A 22,878-nucleotide genomic window follows, 5' to 3' on the forward strand; every position below is an offset into this window, starting at 1 on the left:
TAATTAAAGAAAAAACTTATGAAGTTGAAAAACATATTATTCGGATTAGCTTGTATGTCGTTCATGGCTTCATGCGCAGATTTGGATTATCGTGAATATACAACGTACGACAAAAGCTATGTATTTACTGATTTCGGACGAACCGGAGCGGTAGTGACTAATATTTACAGCTACTTGGATTCCGATCTTCCAGCAGACGGCTCGTTATGTTCTGCTTGTGATGAGTCTGAATATGCTTGGAGTTGGTCTACAGTACTTGGGTATACAGACGGACGCTGGAGTTCGACTAACGCTTACAGCCGTTGGAGTTTTGAGGGAATTCGTAAAGCTAATTTTTTCTTGGAAGAATCGGTTAACGCAGATTTTTCAGAATTGCGCTTTGACAAGAATTATGAAGCCGAAATGAAACGTTTCAATCGTTATCAGTATGAGGTCCGATTTTTACGTGCCTATTTCTACTTTAATTTGGCTCGGGCATACGGAGATGTACCTCTTATAACGAAAGTCTTGACGGAAGAAGAAGCTAATCAGGTCTCTCGTACTCCTGTGGCAGAGGTATTCGATTTTATAGTAAAAGAATGTGACGATATTGCTGATGAACTTCCGGTGGATTATACCAAGTTGGAGAATGATGCGGCCAATGGAACAAGTCCTGAAACCGGACGTATCACCAAGCAAGCAGTTTTGGCTTTGAAAGCCCGCACTTTATTGTATTGGGCGAGTCCTTTGTTTAACGAAGACAATGATCCAACATTGTGGCAACGTGCAGCACAAGCAAGTAAGGATGTTCTTGATTTTTGTGATGCAAATAATATACAATTAGGTAAATACTCTGAAATATGGGGTACAGAGAATTATAAAGCCAAAGAAATGATATTTGTACGCCGTATCGGTGATACTAATTCGCCGGAAACGACAAATTTCCCTGTTGGAATGGAGAATGGAAATTCAGGCAACTGTCCGTCTCAAACGTTAGTAGATGCTTATGAAATGCAGGCAACAGGAAAGGCTTGGAATGAAGAAGGCAGCGGTTATGATGCTAACAATCCGTATAGTGGACGCGATCCTCGATTGGGAATGACAATTGCTGTTAATGGTGATAAATGGCCGGATACTAATCCTAATCCGTTGGAAACATATACAGGCGGACGAAATGCTCTTCCTATAGCAGGAGCTACTCCTACGGGATATTATCTGAAAAAATATTTGGATAGTACCACAGATATCAGTTCGTCAACAGGAAGCGGCGGAAAGCGTCACAGTTGGGTTACTTTCCGATTAGGAGAATTTTATCTTAATTATGCAGAAGCTGTATTTAATTATTTGGGATCAGCCGATGCTACTGATGCTGTTTTTACAATGTCTCCGGTAGAAGCTGTGAATAAAGTACGCAATCGTGAGGATGTGAAGATGCCAGATTTCCCATCGGGAATGTCTGCCGATGAATTTATTCAGAAATATCGTCGGGAACGTATGGTAGAGTTGGCATTTGAAGGTCATCGCTTTTGGGATGTCAGAAGATGGAAAGATGGAGATTCGCAGAAGAACATTATAGAAATGCAGATTACAAAAAATGGTGATAACTATACATATAAGCGCGTTACTAAGTCTCGTTACTGGAATGATAAAATGTATTTGTTCCCGATTCCGGACAGCGAAATGCGTAAGAATCCGAATTTGACTCAAAATCCGGGATGGTGATGAGATAACTTTTATGTTGAACATCAAAATAGTAATTGTATGATGAAACTGAAATATATAATACCGATGCTGGCTGCTGTGTGGATGGGAGTTAGCTGTGATGATAAATTAGAATCCTTTGAGATGCAGGGGTATGAAGGAATTCCTGCGCCAGTTGAGGGAATGACTTCAGAAGCTTTGCCCGGACAAATCCAATTAAATTGGACTGTTCCTGAAGTGGCAGAATATGCTTATATAAAAATATGGTATGAAGATCCATTACAAAAAGAAACGATTTATAAGATTGTTTCGCCGGGAACAACTGAAATGCTTATAGACGATACCCGTGCCCGTTTTGGGGAATATGAAATTTTTTATCAGACTTTTAATATTCATGATGAAGGAGGAGAGATCAAATCGATTAAGGCTGTTTCGGGAGCTGCTCCTGCTACCTATACTTTAAGGAAATGTAATGTTACGGTCGATATGTTGAGTACGAACGCGCAAGAACCTACTGAGGGACCGATTGCGAATCTTGTAGATGGGAATAAGGGGAGCTTTTTCCACACTCGTTGGAATGAGCCTTTGATTCCGCTGCCGCATTATGTGCAGATTGATTTTGCCGAACCTCATGGAGATTTTGTAGTGAGTTATGTAAACCGAAGTGATAATACATGGACTACGGACGGACGTCCTACGGAAGTCGAACTGCAAATCAGTAATGATGGAGAGAAGTGGGAAACTATTACTACATTGACCGGTCTCCCCACAAGTGCTGGTAGTGAATATACATCGGATTATATCATGCCGGGCAAAACGTTTACTTATTTCCGTTTTAACGTAATCGCTACTTCGGGTAATACCAGTTACTTCAATATGGCAGAGCTTACGATGTCGGATTTGGAAGTGTACGACCCCGAAACAGTACCGTTGGAATAAGTTGGACGTGCTTGTGATATGAGTTTGTTAATTCATTTTCGATGTGAGCAGAAGGAGGGGATTGAAAAGTTCCCTTCTTTTGTTTTTGGAAAACCTGCTACATTTTTATACTTTTGGACAAAACTGAGAATATGAAACATTTGCAATTACTTTATTGCTTGGCGTTTGCCGCACTTTTTGCGTCGGCCCAATCCCAAGAAAATTACAAGTTGGTGTGGAGCGATGAGTTCGAGGTCGATGGGAGGCTGGACTCTACGGTGTGGAACTATGAAAACGGATATGCGCGTAACGAAGAATTACAGTGGTATCAGCCCGATAATGCCTTTTGTAAGGATGGGTTGCTGATAATCGAAGCACGGAAAGAGAGGCGGGAAAATCCGTTATATCAGGCTGGAGAAGGAGGCGATTGGCGCACTTCGAGGGAGTTTGTAGAATGTACTTCTTCATCGGTGACAACTGCCGGAAAGAAGGAATTTCTGTATGGAAGGGTGGTTGTCCGTGCACGCATTCCCGTAGGTAAGGGTGCGTGGCCTGCTATTTGGATGTTGGGCACTTCGATGGAATGGCCCTCTAACGGAGAAATCGACATTATGGAATTTTATCGGAAACAGGGTGTACCTCATATTTTAGCCAATGCTGCATGGGGAACAGACCAAAAATGGGTGGCAAAATGGAATAGCAAAGCCATTCCTTTCAGCCATTTCTTGTCGCAGAACCCTGATTGGGCTTCGGAGTTTCATATTTGGCGTATGGACTGGGACGAAGAAGCCATCCGGATTTATTTGGATGATGAGCTGCTGAACGAAATTTTGCTGAAAGATACTTATAACGGTACGATAGGGGAAGGGAAAAATCCGTTTATGCAGCCTCAATATTTGTTGCTGAACTTGGCTGTGGGAGGTATCAACGGCGGACCTGTGTCGGAGAACGCTTACCCTATGCGTTACGAAATAGATTACGTGAGAGTTTATCAGAAATAGCGGGAGAGGACGCAACATAAACAAAAAGAGGATAGACCTTTCAACAGGTTTATCCTCTTTTTGTATGGCTAAAAACCGATTTTTATTTTTTCATGCGGTTACCGTAGCGGCTCATGAACTTATCAACACGTCCTGCGGTGTCTACCAGTTTAGACTTACCTGTGTAGAACGGGTGTGAGCTGCTTGAAATTTCCAACTTAACCAACGGATAAGTTTCGCCTTCGAACTCGATTGTGTCTTTAGTGGCACAAGTAGAACGAGACAGGAACATGTCGCCGTTTGACATGTCTTTAAATACTACCGGGCGGTAGTTTTCAGGATGAATGCCTTTTTTCATTTCAGTATATACTTTTATTGTTATTATTTGCTATATACGGTAACACTTTTTCTGTAAAGTGTGTAATGGTCTGTTTCGGGTTGCAAAGATACAGCTTTTGCTTGAATTAGAAAAACTTTTACCGCTTAAAAATATTTTTTATTTTTTATGTGCCCATCTTATGGGGGAAGCCGCTGGACTTATTGAAACTTTCCTGCCCGCCGAATGTATGGGCAAGAGTTATCCCTGTTGTCCCCCCCCTGAAAACGCTACCGTTAGTGTTATCCATTTCATGCGGATGCGTTAACCATTTCTACCCATAGCGTTCACCGGTTCTATGGGTAGCGTTTTTCATGCCTCTGACCAATCCGGATAACGGCTTCCACAGCCGGTTATTCCCGGTTGTCTTTCAGCTGGAAATCTTTACGGCGAAGTACGAAACTGTTGCTGAGGTATTTTTCACGCACGATTTTGTTTTCAGCCAGTTCTTCCGGGGTTCCCTGAAACAGAATCTTTCCCTCGAACAGCAGGTAGGCGCGGTCGGTGATGCTCAGCGTTTCCTGTACGTTATGGTCAGTAATCAGAATACCGATGTTTTTGTCCTTCAGTCGCCATACGATGTGCTGGATATCCTCTACGGCAATCGGGTCGACTCCGGCAAACGGCTCGTCGAGCATGATAAACTTCGGGTCGATGGCAAGGCAGCGGGCGATTTCCGTACGCCGGCGTTCACCACCCGAAAGCTGGTCGCCTAAGTTTTTGCGGACTTTTTGCAGGCGGAACTCATTGAGCAGACTTTCCAACTTCTCTTTTTGGTATTCCACGGGCTTGTCGGTCAGTTCCAGTACCGAAGCGATATTGTCTTCTACGCTCATTTTGCGGAAAACCGAGGCTTCCTGTGCCAAATATCCTATTCCGTTTTGCGCGCGCTTATACACGGGATACGATGTAATATCTTGGTTGTTAAGGTAAATGTGACCTTCGTTGGGGACAATCAATCCGGTTGTCATATAAAAAGAAGTCGTCTTGCCGGCTCCGTTAGGACCCAGCAATCCCACTATTTCCCCCTGTTTTACGTTGATGGAAACGTGGCTTACTACGGTACGCTTCCCGTACTTCTTTACCAGATTCTCGGTACGTAACACCATGCGCCCGTCTTCGGGAAGCTGGAATTCCTCTTGCTGTGTGGTTGGTTGGTTATCTTCTGCCATGGCCTAAAAAAGTGAGAGAATATTCTTCGTTTGATGTCGCAAAAGTAGTAAAAATCTTGGGTTATGTGGTAGTTCGGGCGAATTTCGCTTCATTTTTATAATAATATAGCTAAAAAGCCTTACTTTTGTACCAAATAATTTTGTGAAAACAATATGGTTAAGCCAATCACCACTTTAGGAAAGTATCTGATATTGATGGGGAGGGTGTTTTCCCGTCCCGAACGTGTCCGGATGTATTTCAAGCAATATGTCAGCGAAATGGCGCAACTGGGCATCAACTCCATCGGTATCGTGTTGTTGATTTCGTTTTTTATCGGTGCAGTTATCTGTATCCAGATAAAATTGAATATCGAAAGCCCGTGGATGCCCCGTTTTGTAGTAGGGTATACCACACGTGAAATTTTGTTGTTGGAGTTCTCGTCTTCCATCATGTGTTTGATTCTGGCGGGAAAAGTGGGGTCGAACATCGCTTCCGAAATCGGAACAATGCGCGTAACCCAGCAGATAGACGCGCTTGAAATCATGGGAATCAATTCGGCTTCTTACCTGATTCTGCCCAAGATACTCGGACTGATGACAATGATTCCCTTCTTGGTGGTATTCAGTATTTTTGCGGGTATTTTCGGTGCGTTTTGTACGGCATGGTTCGGCGGCATCATGAATGCGACCGATTTGGAATACGGTTTGCAGTACATGTTTGTAGAATGGTACATTTGGTGCAGTTTCATCAAATCACTGTTTTTTGCATTTATCATAGCCAGCGTTTCGGCGTATTTCGGCTATACGGTAGAAGGAGGCTCTATCGCCGTGGGTAAGGCAAGTACCGACTCGGTAGTGTCGAGCAGCGTGCTGATATTGTTTTCCGATTTAATACTTACTCAACTGTTAATGGGATGATAGAACTGAAATCTGTAAGCAAGTCGTTCGAGGGGCGTACCGTCCTCGACAATATAAATTTTTCTTTTGAAAACGGGAAAACCAATCTGATTATCGGTCAGAGCGGTTCGGGAAAAACCGTGCTGATGAAGTGTATCGTGGGGCTGCTTACCCCGGAACAGGGCGAAGTGCTTTACGACGGCAGGGACTTTATCCACATGGATAAGAAGGAAAAACAATCGTTGAGGCGCGAAATGGGGATGATATTCCAAAGCGCCGCGCTGTTCGACTCTCTGTCTGTGTTAGAGAACGTGATGTTTCCGCTCGATATGTTTTCGAACGCTACCTACCGCGAGCGTGTGAAGCGTGCACAGTTCTGCCTTGACCGTGTGAACCTGATTGATGCGCAAAACAAATATCCGGGTGAGATAAGCGGCGGTATGCAGAAGCGTGTGGCGATTGCCCGTGCCATCGTGTTGCAGCCTCAGTATCTTTTCTGCGACGAACCCAATTCGGGGCTCGACCCTAAAACGTCGTTGGTTATCGACGAACTGATACATGGTATTACCACGGAATATAACATGACCACCATCATCAATACCCACGATATGAACTCGGTGATGGGTATCGGCGAAAGTATTCTCTACATCTATCAGGGACATAAAGAGTGGGAAGGTACTAAAGATGATGTGTTTACCGCCACTAACGAGCGCTTGAACAACTTTATTTTTGCTTCCGACCTGTTGCGGAAAGTAAAGACGGAGGAGAACAAAGAGAAGAAATAAATTATACGGCTTTGAGGCTCAAAGGAAAGGCGGCAAAACAATGAGATGAAAATCTCTTGCTTTGCCGCCTTTCTTTTGTTATAGAAGGATAAAAATCTTACTTCTGTCGGATGAAGATATTGATCGGAGTTCCCGACAGTTTCCAGCGTTCGCGTATTTTGTTTTCCAAGAATCGGCGGTACGGTTCTTTCACGTACTGCGGAAGGTTGGCAAAGAATACAAACGATGGAACCCGCGTATTGGGAAGCTGGGTAATGTATTTGATTTTGATATACTTCCCTTTGTTTGAAGGAGGCGGATATGCCTCTATCAGCGGGAGCAGCTCCTCGTTCAGTCGGGCTGTCGGGATGCGGGTATTGCGTGCTTTATACACTTCCTGCGCAGACTCTAATACCTTAAAGATACGTTGCTTGGTGAGTGCCGAAGCAAATATTATCGGGAAGTCGGTAAACGGAGCGAGGCGCTTGCGCACAGCGTCTTCATAAGTCTTCATGGTCTTGTTAGACTTTTCTTCCACCAAGTCCCATTTGTTGATAACTACCACAAGCCCTTTCTGATTGCGCAATACCAGTGAGAATATATTCAAGTCTTGGCTCTCTATGCCCCGTGTGGCATCCAGCATCAGGATACACACGTCAGAGTTTTCGATAGAACGGATAGAGCGTACCACCGAATAATACTCCAAATCTTCGGTTACTTTATTCTTCTTGCGGATACCGGCAGTATCTACCAAGTAAAAGTTGAACCCGAATTTGTCATAACGTGTGTAAATCGAATCGCGTGTGGTTCCCGCAATTTCGGTTACGATATTACGGTCTTCGCCGATGAAAGCATTGATGATAGACGATTTTCCTGCATTAGGACGTCCTACAACAGCAAAGCGGGGAATGTCATCCTCCAATATTTCGCCGGTCTCTTTGCGGAATTTGCTTAAAATCAGGTCGAGTAAATCGCCCGTTCCGCTTCCGCTCAAGGCAGAGATGCAAAAAGGGTCTCCTAATCCCAGCGAATAAAATTCTGCTGCATTATATTGTAAGTCGTTGTTGTCGGTCTTGTTGGCAACCACAATGATTGGAGTTTTAGAGCGGCGTAAGATGTTCGCCACCTCCAAGTCGAGGTCTGTAATTCCATTAACGATGTCTACCACAAATAAAATAACATCGGCTTCATCTATAGCCAACATTACCTGCTTGCAGATTTCTTCTTCGAATACGTCGTCAGAGTTTACCACCCATCCTCCGGTGTCTACTACTGAAAACTCTTTACCTAACCATTCACATTTACCGTATTGACGGTCGCGGGTTGTACCGGCCTGTTCGTTTACGATAGCCTGACGGCTTTGCGTCAGACGGTTAAACAGTGTCGACTTTCCCACATTGGGGCGTCCTACAATAGCTACTAAATTTCCCATATTTTCTATACTTTGTGCGGCTTCGCAGCCGGTATTAATCTAATTGATAGCCAAAGTTTTTTAATTCCTTATCAGAGTTTCGCCAGTCTTTATCCACTTTGACGAACGTTTCAAGGTAAATCGATTTCTGGAAGAAATGTTCCAGTGTTTTGCGTGCTTCGGTAGAAACCTTTTTCAGCGCCTTTCCTTGATGTCCGATGATGATTCCTTTTTGCGATTCGCGTTCAACGTAGATAACGGCATTGATATGGATACTTTTGGCTTCTTCTTTGAATTTCTCTACGACAACTTCTACAGAGTAAGGAATTTCTTTGTCGTAATACAGCAAAATCTTTTCGCGGATGATTTCAGTGACAAAGAAACGCGCCGGCTTGTCCGTCCATTGGTCTTTTCCGAAGTAAGGAGGTGAGTCGGGAAGCAGGCTTTTGATGCGTTTCATTACTGCATCGACGTTGAATTTTGCTTTTGCCGAAATCGGGATGATTTCAGCTTTTGGCAACATTTCGTGCCATTCATCGACCAGCTTTATCAGATTTTCTTGATTCGTCAGGTCGATTTTGTTGATTAACAACAAAACGGGGATGTCCAGTTTAAGCACTTTCTCCATAAACTCAGAGTTCTTGTCTGGCTTTTCGATTGTATCGGTCACATACAGTAACACATCGGCATCTGTCAACGCCGATTCCGAAAAATTCAACATAGACTCTTGGAGCTTGTAGTTAGGCTTCAATACTCCCGGCGTATCGGAAAAGACGATCTGCATATCGTCAGTATTGAGTATTCCCATGATACGGTGACGGGTAGTTTGTGCCTTGAACGTTGCAATGGAAATTCGCTCTCCTACGAGCAAATTCATCAGGGTAGACTTACCGACATTCGGATTGCCTACGATATTTACAAACCCGGCTTTGTGCATAATCTTTGTTTATTTTTGTTTGCCGACAAAAAAACGCATCGGGTTGGGATGCGTTTTTTATGTGCGTTGGTTATTTCCTTTTTTATTTTTTAGTACCGTCATAACCCCATTTCACGTAAGTGGCTCCCCAAGTAAATCCGGCGCCGAATGCGGTGAAAATGATGTTGTCTCCTTTTTTCAACTGGCTTTCATAGTCCCACAAACAAAGCGGAAGTGTTCCGGCGCTGGTATTACCGTAACGCTGTATGTTAATCATTACTTTATCTAATGGAACTTCAAGGCGAGAAGCTACTGCGTCAATGATACGCAAGTTCGCCTGATGAGGAACAATCCAGTCGATATTATCTTTATTCAGCCCGTTTCTTTCTGCAATAGCTGCTGTTACGTCCGACATGTTTGATACGGCATATTTGAACACCGTTCTACCTTCTTGGTGCAGATAGTGCATCTTATTGGCTATTGTGAAATAAGAAGGAGGACAAACCGAGCCGCCGGCTGCCATGTGAAGGAAAGGAAGTCCTTTACCGTCTGTGCGCAGAATAGAATCCATGATACCGTAATCTTCAGTGGTGGCTTCTACCATGCAGGCAGCAGCTCCGTCGCCGAAAATCGGACAAGTAGCACGGTCAGAGTAGTTGACCATAGACGACATTTTATCTGCGCCTACGATAATAACTTTTTTGCTTCTTCCGGATTGGATCATGCAAGCGGCAGTTTCCATAGCATATAAGAATCCGCTACATGCTGCCTGCAAATCGAATGCATAAGCATTTTTCAATCCCAGCTTGTCGCATAAGATAGAAGCTGTGGAAGGGAAATGATAGTCAGGAGTAGTGGTCGCAACAATTACGCAGTCGATAGAATCTGGGTCCGAATTTGTTCGTTGCATGAGTTGTTTGGCAGCTTTACGCGCCATGTAAGAAGTACCCAGTCCTTCTTCGTTGAGGATACGTCTTTCTTTTACTCCGATGCGTGTCATAATCCACTCATCGTTGGTATCGACCATTCTTGATAATTCTTCGTTTGTCAAAACATAGTCGGGTACATATCCGCCGATTCCTGTAATTACAGCATTGATTTTTTCCATCATTTCTAATGTTTGATAGTGTATTGAAAAAAAAGAAGCCGACAGAGCCGAAAGGCTCTCCGGCTTTATTCTTTCACCAACACGTTAAAGTGTCCAATGAAGTGCTTTTTATTTAGAGGGCTGCTTCTTTTACAATCGCAACTTTTCCTCTATAATAACCGCAAGCTCCACATACAGTGTGGTAAACGTGCCATTCGCCGCAGTTCGGGCAGATAGCTAAAGTAGGAGCAACTGCTTTGTCATGAGTTCTTCTCTTTGCAGTTCTCGTTTTTGACTGTCTTCTTTTAGGATGTGCCATTTTTCTAATTTATTTAATTGTTATCTAATATTTTCTTCAGTTCGTTCCAACGTGGGTCTATCTCGCCGCATTCTTCTTCTTCGTCGGCAGGATAATCCTCTTCTTCGGTAACGTTGGTAGCCAAGTGTCTGCTCAAGGCTTCCGCCATTGCTTGGTTACATTCTCCGGGGGCATGTACGTGTTTCATCGGCAGGCTGAGCGCTACAAACTCATAAATAAACCATGCTATGTTGATGTAACCCTCCTCTTCGGGAACGATAACAATCTCGTCATCGTCTGCATACTCACTGCCAAGTTTTACTTTCAACGTTTCGTCGGTGTTGACCGGCAGCGTTAAATCATCCAGACAGCGGTCGCATGAAACCACCACATTGCCCTCAATGTGGAAATTCAATATATAAATGCCCATGCTTTTCTTTACGGAAAGTGATACCTTTAAATTGCCTTTCTGTATCTCCGGGGCATCAATGTCGGTAAAGAATTGATTGGTCAGCGCATACTCATGCTGGCATGAGTCTTCACGCATGTTCTTTAATTCGATATTATATATATTGAGTTCTCCCACTTTGTAATGCCATAAAACTGGGCGACAAAGATACGAAGAATTATTTATTTAATCCAGTATTTCTACTTTTATTTCCTAAAAAATAACATAACTCAACAGAATAGCATGTCGGATTTCGTCTTATCGAGACTGATTTTTAAGCAGAAAAGCAACTGTCCGAAGTATAAGTTCCTCCGGCAGTTGCTTTTCGTCGTGTCGCTCTTATTCTGTTTTTGGTTAGAATTATTCGATGGCGATGCTGTGTTTAACAGGAGTCATGATGAATGTAAATTCATAGTCTCCATAAGGCAACATGTATTCATTCAGCGGTAAAGCTCCCCAACTGTTTACACATCCTAAGCCCATCTGTGCTTTATCAATCAAAACGTTTGTCAGGTCGGCTTCTTCTACTTCGTTGGAGTGTTCTTGACGTTTTTCCCAGCCTGAATCAAGCGATTCGATTGTATAGTGAAGGGCTGAAGCCGAGAACGGGGCTTCGGCGATGAATTGCAAGCCGCAACCTTCGTCATTTAATTGTTTCCACCAGCGGATGTCTGATTTCGTTCCGTTTTCTTGCGGGCGGATGTAGGCATAGAATTGGTCACTTACTTTTTGGTTGTAGATACCGAGGTCTGTCCATGCCTTGCGGTCGGCATAGTTTTCTATCGGTCCGCGTCCGTAATAAGAAATCTGCTCAAATGATTTCGGCATAACCAGTTGCATACCAAAGCGGAACAGGTTGGCTACTTTAGCTCCTTTGTCTGCTACCATTTTTTGGTTAACCTTTACAGCTCCTTTGTTATTGATGGTGTAAGTGAGGTAAAGTTTGGCAGATACGTTCTTCATGTCATATTCAGCAGAAACCACAATCTGGTTGTTTACCGATTCGCTCTTCAGTGAAACCAGTTTGATTCCCGGATTCTTCCAAGCTACGTATCTTTGCTGTAAGCCGGCTCCAAAGTCATTGTCGGTCGGTGCGCGCCAGAAGTTCGGTGTAAGCGCTGCTCCTTCTTTTATCATTTCCGTACCGTCTACGGTGTAGCGGTCGATATAGCCCGTAGCTTTGCTGAACTGGATGTTGAAGTTTTCACCGTTCACTTCCAGACAGTTGTAATTTGAGTCGTCTGTCTGAGGAGCAATAACGGCAAGATTACTTTCGGTAACGTTATTCAGTTCAAGTTTCGGAGCCTTGTATGGGTTCATCGTAAGCTGTGCTTTTGCTACAACATGTCCGGCAGGAATCAAGCCTTCGCGATTCTTCTGAACATACTTCACGTTGAGCAGCCATTCGCCGCAGTTGCAGGTCTTTCCTAAATCAAGCTTCAGGGTTGCGGTTTGTCTCGGTGCGACATTCAGTTTTTCTACCTGTCCGCTACGCATCACTTTGCCGTCTTTCAGCACTTCCCATTCCAAAGTATATGCCGAAAGGTCGCGGAAGAAATATTCGTTATACACTTTTATTTCGCCCTTGCTCAAATCGCCGGCAGTAGTCCAGATGTTTTGGTAATAGTAACCTACTTCATACATGTGTGGGTTAGGTTTGCGGTCGGGGCTGATTAAGCCGTTGTCGCAGAAGTTGAAGTCGCTGGCATCGAAGCGGTTGAAATCGCCACCGTAGGCGTAAATCATTTTTCCGTTCTTGCCTGTCCAGCGGCATGACTGGTCTACAAAGTCCCAGATAAATCCGCCTTGATATTTCGGATATTTGCGCACCAAGTCCCAGTATTCTTTAAATCCGCCTTCCGAGTTACCCATTGCATGTGCATATTCACACTGGATAAGCGGTTTCTGTTTGCTGTTGTCTTCGCAGTATTTTATACAGTTGTTGTAATCGTAATACATCGGGCAGAAGATATCCGTCTTTCCTGTTTGTCCGGCCTGTTCGTATTGAACCGGGCGGCTTGGGTCTTCCGCCTTAATCCAGTCGTAAGCCGCTTCAAAGTTAGGTCCGTATCCGGCTTCGTTTCCTAACGACCAGAAAATGATGCTGGGGTGGTTGAAGCTGCGCTGTACGTTACGCTGGTTACGTTCCATGTGGGCTTTTTTGTATGATGCGTTTTTTGCCAGCGTTTTATCGCCGTATCCCATTCCGTGCGATTCGATGTTGGCTTCGGCAACCATATATAATCCGTATTGGTCGCACAGGTCATACCAGAAATTATCGTCCGGATAATGGCAGGTACGTACGGCGTTCAGGTTAAACTGTTTCATTACCTGAATATCTTGAATCATGCGTTCGCGCGAAACGTAATATCCTCCGTCGGGATCCATTTCGTGGCGGTTTGCACCTTTGAACAATACGGGCTTGCCGTTAACCAATACTTGTGAGTCTTTCAATTCTATTTTGCGGAATCCTACTTTGATGGGGATGACTTCGCTTATCGTGCTGCCGTTTTTCAGTGTGGCACGCAGGGTATAGAGGTAAGGAGTTTCGGCAGTCCATTTGTTCGGATTGTCAACGTTGATGGTAGTCGAAACTTTGCCCGAACCTTTTACTTCCGAAGTGGCTACCGTTTGGTTTTGTGCATCAAGAAGTTCGAGAGTCACGTTTCCGCTACCTTTCAGGCTGAGGTCAATGGCAAGTGAGCCGTTTTTATATTCGCTGTCCAGATCGGGAGTAACGCGGATATCATCAATGCGTTTTTTGTTGCGTGTATAAAGGTAGCAGTCGCGAGCCACGCCGGTATAGCGGAAAAAGTCTTGGTCTTCCAAGTAAGTACCGTCGCACCAGCGGAATACTTGAAATGCTATCACGTTCTTTTGTCCCGGTTTCAGGTAAGAGGTAAGGTCGAATTCAGCTTCCAGCTTGCTGTCTTCGCTGTAACCTACATATCTTCCGTTAACCCACAGATACATGTTCGAGCTTACAGCTCCGAAATGCGCTACAATGTCTTTGCCTTTCCAGTCGGCAGGAACTACGATTTCGCGGCGATAAGAGCCTACATGGTTTTTCTCCGTCGGAACGTAAGGCGGATTACTTTCATATTGGTTTCTCCACGCATATCCGGTGTTTACATAAATGGGATCTCCGTATCCATTCAGTTCCCATACTCCCGGCACTTGCAGGTTATCCCAACCCTTGTCGTTGAAATCTGTTTTCCAAAAGTCAGTAGGGCGTGCGTCAGCGTTTTCCACCCAGAAAAACTTCCATGTTCCGTTCAGCGACATGAAGTTGCTTGATTTTTCTTTTACAGCCTGTGTTGCGGCTTCCGTAGTTTCGTAGGCGAAAAAGTTGGCGTGCATCGGGGCGCGGTTTACCGCATTTACCTCCGGGTCTTGCCATTCTTTGAAAGTCTGCCCGTTAGCAGCGAGGGTACATGCACCTAAAATGCCTAATAGAAATTGTTTTTTCATGATAAAAATTTAAGTTTTGTATAAATGTTTCGCCCACAAAAATAAACAATTTCTTGATATGCCACTGTATAAAAATCGGTCAATCAACTACCCAATTTTTGTCATGTGGCAGGGTCATCAGCGGATTGTAATACATTCCTTCCGTGTCGGGAAGATAAATGATATATTCCTTGTGGCTGTGGTTGGGAAGCGACTGTGAGCGCAACCACGGGTTCAGATTTCGTAACAGCGCGTAGCTTGTACCCTGACTTTTGGCAAACCGGGGCAAATCGCTGATGGTCGAGGTTACTTTTACCGTATGATAAGGAATAGGAGGGTAGAGGTCTTTGCGCTTCAGGCGGAAACCGAACTTTTTCGGGTCGGACAGCATGATCTTCACAGCCAGTATGCGGTAAACGTAGCGCGATGTTTCTTCTACCAAGTACAGATCGAGCGCATTGTCGGTATACTGCCGGTCTTGCTCGCGCGATATGCGTCCTTGTCCCGCGTTATACGAGGCTGCCACCGTTTCCCAGTTGCCAAAGCGGGCGTATGCCTGCTTCAGATACTTGCAGGCAGCTTCCGTCGATTTTTCTACATGATAACGTTCGTCTACATGATTGTTTACTTCCAGCCCGAATTCTTTGGCGGTAGTGGGCATGAATTGCCAAAGCCCCGCTGCACCGGCATACGAGCGTGCCGTAGGGTTGACGTTGCTTTCTATTGCCATCAGGTATTTGAAATCATCGGGCACACCGTTTTTCCGCAAGATAGGTTCTACGATGGGGAAGTAGCGGTTGGCACGCTTGATGATTTGTAACGACGTGCTGTGAAGGTAGGTAAACGCCATCAGCTCCCTGTCCATCCGTTCGCGGCGGTCGAAGCGCGTGAGGTCGATAGGTATGCCGCAGAAATCAATACTGTCGGGCACTTCCACGCAACTGTACGTTTCCGGCTTCACCGGTTCTTCGTGCGGCACAGCGCGGCAGTATGTAAAGCCTTGTAAAAACGGCGCAACAAGTAAGATGAAAAAAAAGATTCGCGTGCGTATATATTTCTTTATATTCATGTCGTTTCAGGAGTTATTCTTCCATTTTGAAGCTGTGTAATATCGATTCGGCAGTCTGTTCGTGAGCTTTCGGGCAAACGATGGATACATAAAAGCCGCAACTTGCGTCTTTAGCCATCAGGTAGCTGTACACACACCGTTCGGATTCACAGTTACCGGTTAGTTTGGCGCCATAAAATTGCGGCAGTTCAAACGATGTAACGTCCGTCTGTTCGGTCACCTCGTCGTCTGCCGCGATGTTTTTCAGTTCTTGCGGGAGTTCGGACACCTTAATACCTTCTCCGGCAAGCAGTTGTACCGTAATGTAATAATTCGGGTTAGAAACGATGTATCCTTCTTCCGAGTCATCCTCTACTTCGATGTCCTCCGGAGCCAGAAACGAAATGTCATACGATGCCCACCGGGTCGTTTTCAACTCTTGTGCCCCGACGGGAGCGATGCCCCCAATCAGGGTGGCAAGCGTAATCAAAATCAAATGTCTCATGCTTTTCTTTCCGCCACTACTTTCCGAGCGTATACTTCTTCTTCTTTATTAACCATTACCAATACATTTCCTGCCGTGCCCGAATAGGGTGACGTCACTACCGACAGAGTTTCATCTTTCAGCATCGCGTCAACACCAGCCGATGCCAGCAAACCTTTAACCAATTCAGCTTCCCAGAGGTCTCCTCTGAAAACTTCTACCAATGTGTCATACGCAGCCTCTTTCATAATCGTAACGTTTTTGTTTATAGCAAAGATAAGTATAAAAATTGAGATTATGAATTTTTGGCGAAGATATGTGTAAGGATTTTAGGGGCTGTTCCCGTTGTTTTATATCGAGTTGTATTTTACAATGCCGTATAAGAATTTGGGGGAATGGAAAGAATAATCTTTGTCTTTCCCATTCTTATATGTTATTGACATAATAAGGTTGTCATCCGTTTGGTAATAATCGGATGCAAACATATATTTGGTTACTATTCTTTGAAGAAAAAAGTCTTTTTTTTCTTTTGTCTCTTTTTGGTACTCATGGTCTTTTTCCAAAAACGTCGATAGTTCTGTCGTGAATTGTTCTTGCTGTTGTTTAGTTCTTACTATTTTGACAGCCTTGCGGGCTTTTAATCCTCCTTCTTCAACAGTTATGTTTTTTAGCGGATGTTCTCGTAATGTACGTTCATTATCAATGTTAAAAACTATAAAACGACCTATGAGTTGATTTAAATCATAGGCGGTAGAATAATTGATACGTTCAACAAACAATATCGACCCGTCTTTGATGCCTAAAGGTTCTAAAGAGTGTCCTTCTACGATGAGTTGGGTCAACTCTGACACATCTTTTTCAATATCACCATCTCTGTAAATGGGATTGTTTTTGGGTAGGGGTATTTCTCTGACATTGGGTTTGCCGCAACTTGGGTTGCCCGCATAAACAACTGGCATCTTTATGGTTGATTTGTTTATGAGGGAGCGTACAATGATATATGATATAATTCCTATACCTAATATAATCAAATTTGTCATTTCTAAACTGTTTTAATCGCGATTCTCGGTCGTATAATATTTAATGATGCGACTTTTAATCTAATAATATTGTAAAACAATAGTGTTATCCAAATAATTCTAATAATAACGGAGTCATTATGATATGAACTGACTGTCAGTATTATAAATATAAAACAAATGCTGATGTATGTTTTTTGTGTCCAGCTTTTATCTAATTCTTCGTTTTTAGGATTCACCATTGAAATGGTATAAATATAATCGGCGAAAAAGGCGACTGTCCACATAAGCAGAGGGGCAATAATGTCACATTGAAAATCTCCTATTTCAATAAAACTGAAATCTCCTTTGATGATGCTGCTATATGAGGAGACTAAAGAAATTATAGCCCACATAAATACATATATGCTTTTCTTATGCTTATATATTTGATGCCATCCCATATTGTTATTATACAATGTATTATTAAAAATGCGATGCAAAGTTACATTTTTATCTTGTTTTGATAGGTTTTGTTTTATCATTTTCTTAAAGAGAGTGTTTAATAACATGTTTTTTTCTATTCGGAAGACACCTCAACGCTACCCATAGGACGGCATGGTTTATCCGCATAAACACAGTAACGCTTGCGGTAGCGTTTTAAGGGATAAATAAGTGCTGTTATTCAGCGATTTATAAAAATAGTAATGCCCGGTTTCTTCCGCCGAAGAACCGGACATTGCCGAAGGAAAAGATTCAATGTTTATCTACGTAAACCGACTGAATCTAAGGTTTCTCTTTTCCGCAAAGAGGGATATTTATGTATATGAAGTTTTTGCTTCGTATTAATTAACCGGTTGTGCACTTTGGATTTCTTCATCGGTTGCATCGCGGACACAGCGGATAGGTCCACTTCCTTGTCCGGGATCCCAAGCAGAAATGATTGAACCGTTGTAGTGAAATCCGAATCGAACATTTTGGTTTGTAAATTTAGTGCTGGATAAAGTGCTTGCTTCCAAATCTAACTCGTTTGCAACTGTTGACATAACAGTTAATTCGTTTAGATTGGGAGTACGCCACTTTCCTATATCGCTCTTGTCGCTGGCTTCAAAATAGTTGTAGCATGGATTGCTTTTACCTGATGAAGCACCAGTTGCAGAAGAGTAAGTTGCATTTCTTCCTCGATTTTTTATGTAATCTTTCGCTACAATGAATGCTTTATATAATCTGTTTTGTTCACTAGTTTCAACGTGTTCTGCATACGGTCCATTAAAAACGCTTGAACGATAGATGTCTTTATCCATACGGTTATCAAAATCGAAAAGATAGTTCCTGTTGCCGTCCTGTAATCGTTTAAGTTGTTCGTAAACAGGACCGGCTAATGCTTCATCACCGTACGAGTTTTTGTCGGATTCTACATTCTTATAACTTGGTAAATTACGCACACAGCGAATCTGTGCTTTTGCTCCATACATAGGGCTACCTTTATGGTTTGAACCGTACGCCCCGACTTCTACTGCCCAATAAAGTTCCCATAAATCTTGGTTATTATCTTCGTTATTCGTCGTATTGGAATAATATAAAGCTCCTTTGTCTACGTAACTTGTCGGGTAATTATTTTTATTCATTTTATTTTTGTCTCCTGTATAGAGTCTTACATCTGTATTAAATGCATTTGTTCCTATACCCATACGTAAATATTGCGAGCGGGAAGGCAAATACCAACGAATTTCATCGTCATCAATCTGCCCGTTTCGGTTCAAGTCTCGGTTGCGTGATAAACAAGCGTAATATGCGCTGTTACGTTTATCACTTTCGTTTAATTCCTTCCATGTATGTCCGTCAGTACCTGTATTAGCTGAAAGGTAACCGATACGCCCGAAAGGAACTTCATTCCACTCCATTCCGTATGTATCCATTTTCATGTTAGCGCGTCCGTTTATCTCATTGCCTTCTGAATTTGCTTTTCGATAATACGTACTGTGGGGAGTGCCAAAACCTTCAATCACTCCGTATTCATTGTATGATTCAATACCCAAAGCATTGGTTGTTTGAGCTGCTTCCGTATTATAGAATGTAATGATGGAAGCCTGAGATATGTAAGTACGCGCTTTGGCATAGGTACTGTTTCCGTCCGGACTGGCTTTCCAGTTGCTGGCTATCAACAGTGTTCTTGGTTCTACGCGTGTAAATTTTTCCCAAGATACTTTGTTGCCCTCTAAGTCTTTAGTGTAAAAATATTCGTCTACAAAGACGGTAAAGCGAGCGTAATAGCTATTCCCGTATTGAGATACACGCAGACCGGTTATCGAAGGAGCATTATTAGGATTATCTATCAAGGCTTTTACAGCTTCACCCATTTTCTTACAAGCCTGCCACGGAGTAAGTAAATAACTTTCATTGCCTCGCACATTGGTATAAGAAGACAGTTGATTTCTTCCGGTTTGTGAATAAAATTCAACCCATTCGGTATCAATACCCGTCATGTCTGCTTCCTCGTTGATACCGGTATAAGGACGAATTAATTCTTCTGCTCCGGATTTAATGTTCATAGGAGAATGAATGGAAAGCATAAAGTTGGTGGCTATGGCATCCTCTATTTCATTTTCGCTGATGCCACTAATCTTTATATTATTGGCAACGGCTGAAAGATTATATTCTACGTACACCTGTTCGTAATGAGCATCCAGATTGAAAACTTCCGAACCTTCATCCAATTCGATTACATCTCCTTCAGCTCCGGGTTGTTCTCCATCTGTTTCTTCTTCAACTTCCACTTTGATGTTTTCTATTCCAAGAACAGACATTGTATAAGTGTAAATGCTGTTACGTTTTACAGAAAAGTTGTCGAAATTGTTATTATTCCAGTTTCCTAAGTGGAAAGTGTAAGAAGTAGCTCCTGAGTAGATTACTTTACCGCTGGCGTCGGTTTCCAAATAATTCCCTTTTATAACGATATAAGTGCCATAATCCGGTGCGTTGGTCCATGTCTTTGCATCGTCATCGGCTCCCGAATTTTCAGTGCCGTTCCATCGTTCGCGGTCATTGTAAGTAGTACATGGTTTTTTTGCGTATTGGATGTTTTCGGGAATACTGAAACCATCGCCAATCGTTGCAACCTGCCCATCGCTTACATCGAAGTTTGATCTGTTTTCAACTGCATAAAAACCTTCGGAAACGGCTGCATCTTGAGAATTGCCGTCTTCCATTACATAAGCCTTGCCCGCTACGTTATAAACTGAATAAGTTTGCGGGGTAAACGAAACCGTATTGCCTCTACGCTCACCACTTTCAACGGTATAGTTCATGTTGATGTTGAGTTTGATACGGGCAACTTCGCGCTTCATCCTTATTTCTCCGGAGGGTATTCCGTTGTCGCTTACCGTAATATCTCCACTTCCGGCTAAGGGACGGTAATTCCCCGGAAATGTAACAAATCCCCCGTTTATGACGTCTTGACGTACATTATACAGTGTCTTTAGAAATTCCGTTTTTCCGTTTTGTGCGGCAGCATCTAAGGCTTCTACAGGATTCGTCCAATAGTTTGTTTGTGTGGTAGTGTTTCCTACGGCATAAACGGTTTGCTTACCTTTATACAGCGTTGCATCTACGGTATATAACTGTCCTTCATTGGTAGCTGCTCCTTTTGTTATATTGGTAGCGTTTTGTGCTTTTAAAAAGCTGTCGCCATTAAAAATATAAAGGCGTAAGTCTCCTAACTCTGCATTGTCATTGTTTGCACGCGATACGGTTATTTCTTCAGAATTGGGCACGCTGAACTGCAATTTTACTTGCATGGCTTGGCTTGCATCCACTCCGTTTCCTTCAATCGTTAAATCGTCCTGACATGCCGATACTCCTACGGCACAGAGGACTGCTAATATGATATATCTTATCTTTTTCATAATACAAATGATTATTCAAAGGGTGGCACTGTTACATTATTTTCTTCCCACGGAGCAATAACAACTTGCAGGTTATTCACTTCAATTTCGCTTTCGTTTACCGTGGCATTAATCCGCAAGATTTGGTTACGTAAAAGTTCGTCGATGGGTTGATTGTTTTCTGTTTTTTTTATTGCGATCGGTTTATACTGCCCGTTATTCAGCCCTACTGTGTAAGCGTTGTTGCCCGCTCTCGATTCATATAAGTAATAGATAAATGTATGATCACCACCTTTGTTTATAGTTTCTGTTTCTTCGAAAGAGTGACTTGAATAGCTTGTGCTTCCGAGATTTTCCTGAGAAAACAGAGGAGTTTGGTTGGTAAAGAAAGCACCAAAGTCGACTGAAGTTATCGGCAAGTCAGCTCCTGAATTATTTGTGATGTTCAAGTCGATGCGAGCTATAGCACGGGTAACCGGAATTGTCACGGAAAATCCATCGGATATGTATTGTTGCAATAACTCGCCTGCCATAGGCAGACCGCTGTTTGCTATATCCGAATACGTAGCAGGAAAATTAGCGCTAAGCAATGTACCTTTAAAGGCAGAAGCATCGAATCTACTACCCGTAGCGTAAGAATCGAAATTCTGATTAACGCTGGCTTCATTGACCACGGCGTAAAAATCGGTGTTTTGAGCAGGTATCCCTAATATGGAAAAGGTTTCTTCTTCACTATCGGTATTGACAGAGAAAAGATGATTGATTATAACTTGACCTTCTTGCACTAAAATAAGGCGAACGGTTTTTATCCCTTCGTTAGTTAAGAAATTATCATCGTTGGCACGTGTATTTAGTTTGACATATACGTTTGCCTTTTCCTTGCTCTCCGGAGTGTAATCGTCTTTTATGCAAGAACTTGTTACTCCAATTAATAAAAGTAGTAACAGAAAACTCAGATATCGGTTTGTCTTTTTCATAAGCTATATCTCCTTAATCTGTTTAAAGGTTAGTTCCACTCCGGTTTGCCATCTACAATCACCCAGTCGGGCACAACGATTTCGGCATTCAGTCCGTGGAATTGTATTTCGATCGGAAGTGTGGCTTCTTGAAGGGTTACCGATTCTTCGATTGCATCGTTGCGCGTGATGTAGTTATAAAGATTTCCGCTGATGAGCGGTGCAGCATCTTCGCCCGCTGTCAGGTCGCGAAGCACGAGGGTGTGTTCGCAGCAGTCTGCAGTAACGTCACCGTGGTCGTCCATACGGAAAAGAGCGAGGTCTTGCGTGCGGTAACACTGATTTTCGGCATCGTATACCAATTCGGGGTAAATCGTACCTTTTTGTGAAGCGTCCGTATTGATTTCGTTATTGAAAGAACATTGGGCATTCGAGTTTTCGATGCTCAACTGGTAAGGGATGGATGCGTCTTGCTGGCGTGTGGGGGCAGGCAGACCGTAGATGCGCACATCCACATTTACGTGGGCGCTGTACAGTGTTACCGTGTCGCGATACATCACGCCTTCTTGCGAGGGCATCGTAAATTCATGCTGACCCAAATAGTTGTGGTCGTGATTGGTTACGACATCCTCGGTCTCGTCTCCCCAGTTCGGGCTTTGGAGGAAGATGTCATCAAAACTGGTAGCAGTTACGTTTACTACTTGCGTAGCGTCGTAGGCATTACCCACAGCAACTACTTTGTAGCGTTGTCCGGGTCGTAGCTTGAACGACGGTTTGGCGGAGAATGTCGCCAGTTCGTCCTGATTGTAAGTGCCGACACCTAAGATGTGCCCGCCTTCGTCGAAAACATACAGGTCTACTTTATCCATGTATTGATACAGCACATCCTTATCGCCGTCGGCGAGATATTGGAAGTAGATGGTTACGTTATCGCAATCATCGAAATCTTCCTTGATGCAGCCGGTTGCCAGGACGAGCGCAATCGCTGCGGTAAACATTATTCGTATATATCTTAGCATAAATTTCTTGGTTTTTTAGAAAACTGTATGTTTGAATCTGAAGATAACCGGGGCGGGCAGAACGAGTGGACCGCCCCGGTTTTCCTTTATGCTCTTGCTTGTGGAGCAAGAAA

The 22,878-nt window shown here is 43.3% G+C and carries 20 protein-coding genes; 5 read left to right on the forward strand and 15 right to left on the reverse strand.

The features are described from left to right. Window positions 1–18 precede the first annotated feature (18 nt). From H9626_RS05735 to H9626_RS05745, 3 genes are all read left to right on the forward strand, one after another. Window positions 19–1,701, forward strand: a complete 1,683-nt coding sequence (locus H9626_RS05735; RefSeq protein WP_191709884.1) for a RagB/SusD family nutrient uptake outer membrane protein — start codon at window positions 19–21, stop codon at window positions 1,699–1,701. Window positions 1,702–1,740: 39 nt separating this feature from the next. Beyond that, the gene (locus H9626_RS05740; RefSeq protein ID WP_306666766.1) at window positions 1,741–2,619 is read left to right on the forward strand and encodes a discoidin domain-containing protein; all 879 of its coding nucleotides are present in this window, start codon (window positions 1,741–1,743) and stop codon (window positions 2,617–2,619) included. 131 nt (window positions 2,620–2,750) lie between these two features. After that, a complete protein-coding gene (locus tag H9626_RS05745) occupies window positions 2,751–3,599 on the forward strand; it encodes a glycoside hydrolase family 16 protein (RefSeq protein WP_191709885.1) in 849 nt (282 codons plus the stop codon). 82 nt (window positions 3,600–3,681) lie between these two features. Here H9626_RS05745 and H9626_RS05750 read toward each other — a convergent pair whose 3' ends face one another. After that, complete coding sequence (locus H9626_RS05750) at window positions 3,682–3,936, reverse strand: type B 50S ribosomal protein L31 (RefSeq protein ID WP_178255657.1); 255 nt, start codon at window positions 3,934–3,936, stop codon at window positions 3,682–3,684. 371 nt (window positions 3,937–4,307) lie between these two features. Continuing rightward, complete coding sequence (lptB, locus tag H9626_RS05755; RefSeq protein WP_191709886.1) at window positions 4,308–5,126, reverse strand: LPS export ABC transporter ATP-binding protein; 819 nt, start codon at window positions 5,124–5,126, stop codon at window positions 4,308–4,310. 153 nt (window positions 5,127–5,279) lie between these two features. Here lptB and H9626_RS05760 point away from each other — a divergent pair, with 153 nt between their 5' ends. Both H9626_RS05760 and H9626_RS05765 read left to right on the forward strand, forming a co-directional pair. Continuing rightward, on the forward strand, window positions 5,280–6,023 hold the full coding sequence (locus H9626_RS05760) for an MlaE family ABC transporter permease (RefSeq protein ID WP_178255655.1): 744 nt from the start codon (window positions 5,280–5,282) through the stop codon (window positions 6,021–6,023). Continuing rightward, window positions 6,020–6,787, forward strand: a complete 768-nt coding sequence (locus H9626_RS05765) for an ABC transporter ATP-binding protein (protein ID WP_178255654.1) — start codon at window positions 6,020–6,022, stop codon at window positions 6,785–6,787. Before H9626_RS05760 ends, H9626_RS05765 begins: the two co-directional genes overlap by 4 nt. A gap of 97 nt (window positions 6,788–6,884) precedes the next feature. On the opposite strand, the gene der is transcribed toward H9626_RS05765, so the two are convergent. The 13 genes from der to H9626_RS05830 all read right to left on the reverse strand — a co-directional run bounded on the left by der (window position 6,885) and on the right by H9626_RS05830 (window position 22,765). Continuing rightward, the gene (gene der, locus H9626_RS05770; RefSeq protein ID WP_178255653.1) at window positions 6,885–8,198 is read right to left on the reverse strand and encodes a ribosome biogenesis GTPase Der; all 1,314 of its coding nucleotides are present in this window, start codon (window positions 8,196–8,198) and stop codon (window positions 6,885–6,887) included. Window positions 8,199–8,232: 34 nt separating this feature from the next. After that, entirely contained in the window at window positions 8,233–9,114 is an 882-nt protein-coding gene (gene era, locus H9626_RS05775; RefSeq protein WP_178255652.1) for a GTPase Era, read from the reverse strand. A gap of 82 nt (window positions 9,115–9,196) precedes the next feature. Further along, window positions 9,197–10,201 (reverse strand): beta-ketoacyl-ACP synthase III, encoded by a 1,005-nt coding sequence (locus H9626_RS05780; RefSeq protein WP_178255661.1) that lies wholly within the window; start codon window positions 10,199–10,201, stop codon window positions 9,197–9,199. 112 nt (window positions 10,202–10,313) lie between these two features. Then, on the reverse strand, window positions 10,314–10,499 hold the full coding sequence (gene rpmF, locus H9626_RS05785) for a 50S ribosomal protein L32 (RefSeq protein WP_178255651.1): 186 nt from the start codon (window positions 10,497–10,499) through the stop codon (window positions 10,314–10,316). Between the two features lie 13 nt (window positions 10,500–10,512). Beyond that, window positions 10,513–11,025 (reverse strand): YceD family protein, encoded by a 513-nt coding sequence (locus tag H9626_RS05790; protein ID WP_191709887.1) that lies wholly within the window; start codon window positions 11,023–11,025, stop codon window positions 10,513–10,515. A 261-nt stretch (window positions 11,026–11,286) separates the two neighbouring features. Then, window positions 11,287–14,397, reverse strand: coding sequence for a beta-galactosidase, LacZ type (gene lacZ / locus H9626_RS05795; protein ID WP_178255649.1), 3,111 nt, complete (start codon window positions 14,395–14,397; stop codon window positions 11,287–11,289). Window positions 14,398–14,476: 79 nt separating this feature from the next. Next, window positions 14,477–15,445: a lytic transglycosylase domain-containing protein gene (locus H9626_RS05800; protein ID WP_191709888.1), complete on the reverse strand. Its 969-nt coding sequence runs from the start codon at window positions 15,443–15,445 to the stop codon at window positions 14,477–14,479. A 13-nt stretch (window positions 15,446–15,458) separates the two neighbouring features. Continuing rightward, entirely contained in the window at window positions 15,459–15,929 is a 471-nt protein-coding gene (locus H9626_RS05805) for an amidohydrolase family protein (protein WP_178255647.1), read from the reverse strand. Then, window positions 15,926–16,156 carry a DUF2007-related protein gene (locus tag H9626_RS05810; protein ID WP_178255646.1) on the reverse strand — a complete coding sequence of 77 codons (231 nt, stop codon included), beginning with the start codon at window positions 16,154–16,156 and terminating at the stop codon, window positions 15,926–15,928. Before H9626_RS05810 ends, H9626_RS05805 begins: the two co-directional genes overlap by 4 nt. Window positions 16,157–16,258: 102 nt before the next feature. Then, window positions 16,259–16,948 carry a S24/S26 family peptidase gene (locus H9626_RS05815; RefSeq protein ID WP_191709889.1) on the reverse strand — a complete coding sequence of 230 codons (690 nt, stop codon included), beginning with the start codon at window positions 16,946–16,948 and terminating at the stop codon, window positions 16,259–16,261. Between the two features lie 803 nt (window positions 16,949–17,751). Continuing rightward, a complete protein-coding gene (locus tag H9626_RS05820) occupies window positions 17,752–20,811 on the reverse strand; it encodes a DUF4906 domain-containing protein (protein ID WP_191709890.1) in 3,060 nt (1,019 codons plus the stop codon). A gap of 11 nt (window positions 20,812–20,822) precedes the next feature. Beyond that, window positions 20,823–21,767, reverse strand: a complete 945-nt coding sequence (locus tag H9626_RS05825) for a DUF4906 domain-containing protein (RefSeq protein WP_191709891.1) — start codon at window positions 21,765–21,767, stop codon at window positions 20,823–20,825. Between the two features lie 29 nt (window positions 21,768–21,796). Then, the gene (locus H9626_RS05830; RefSeq protein WP_191709892.1) at window positions 21,797–22,765 is read right to left on the reverse strand and encodes a FimB/Mfa2 family fimbrial subunit; all 969 of its coding nucleotides are present in this window, start codon (window positions 22,763–22,765) and stop codon (window positions 21,797–21,799) included. Window positions 22,766–22,878 lie beyond the last annotated feature (113 nt).

The sequence above is a fragment of the Phocaeicola faecium genome (assembly GCF_014837055.1).
In the GTDB taxonomy this organism is placed as follows: Bacteria; Bacteroidota; Bacteroidia; order Bacteroidales; family Bacteroidaceae; genus Phocaeicola; species Phocaeicola gallinarum.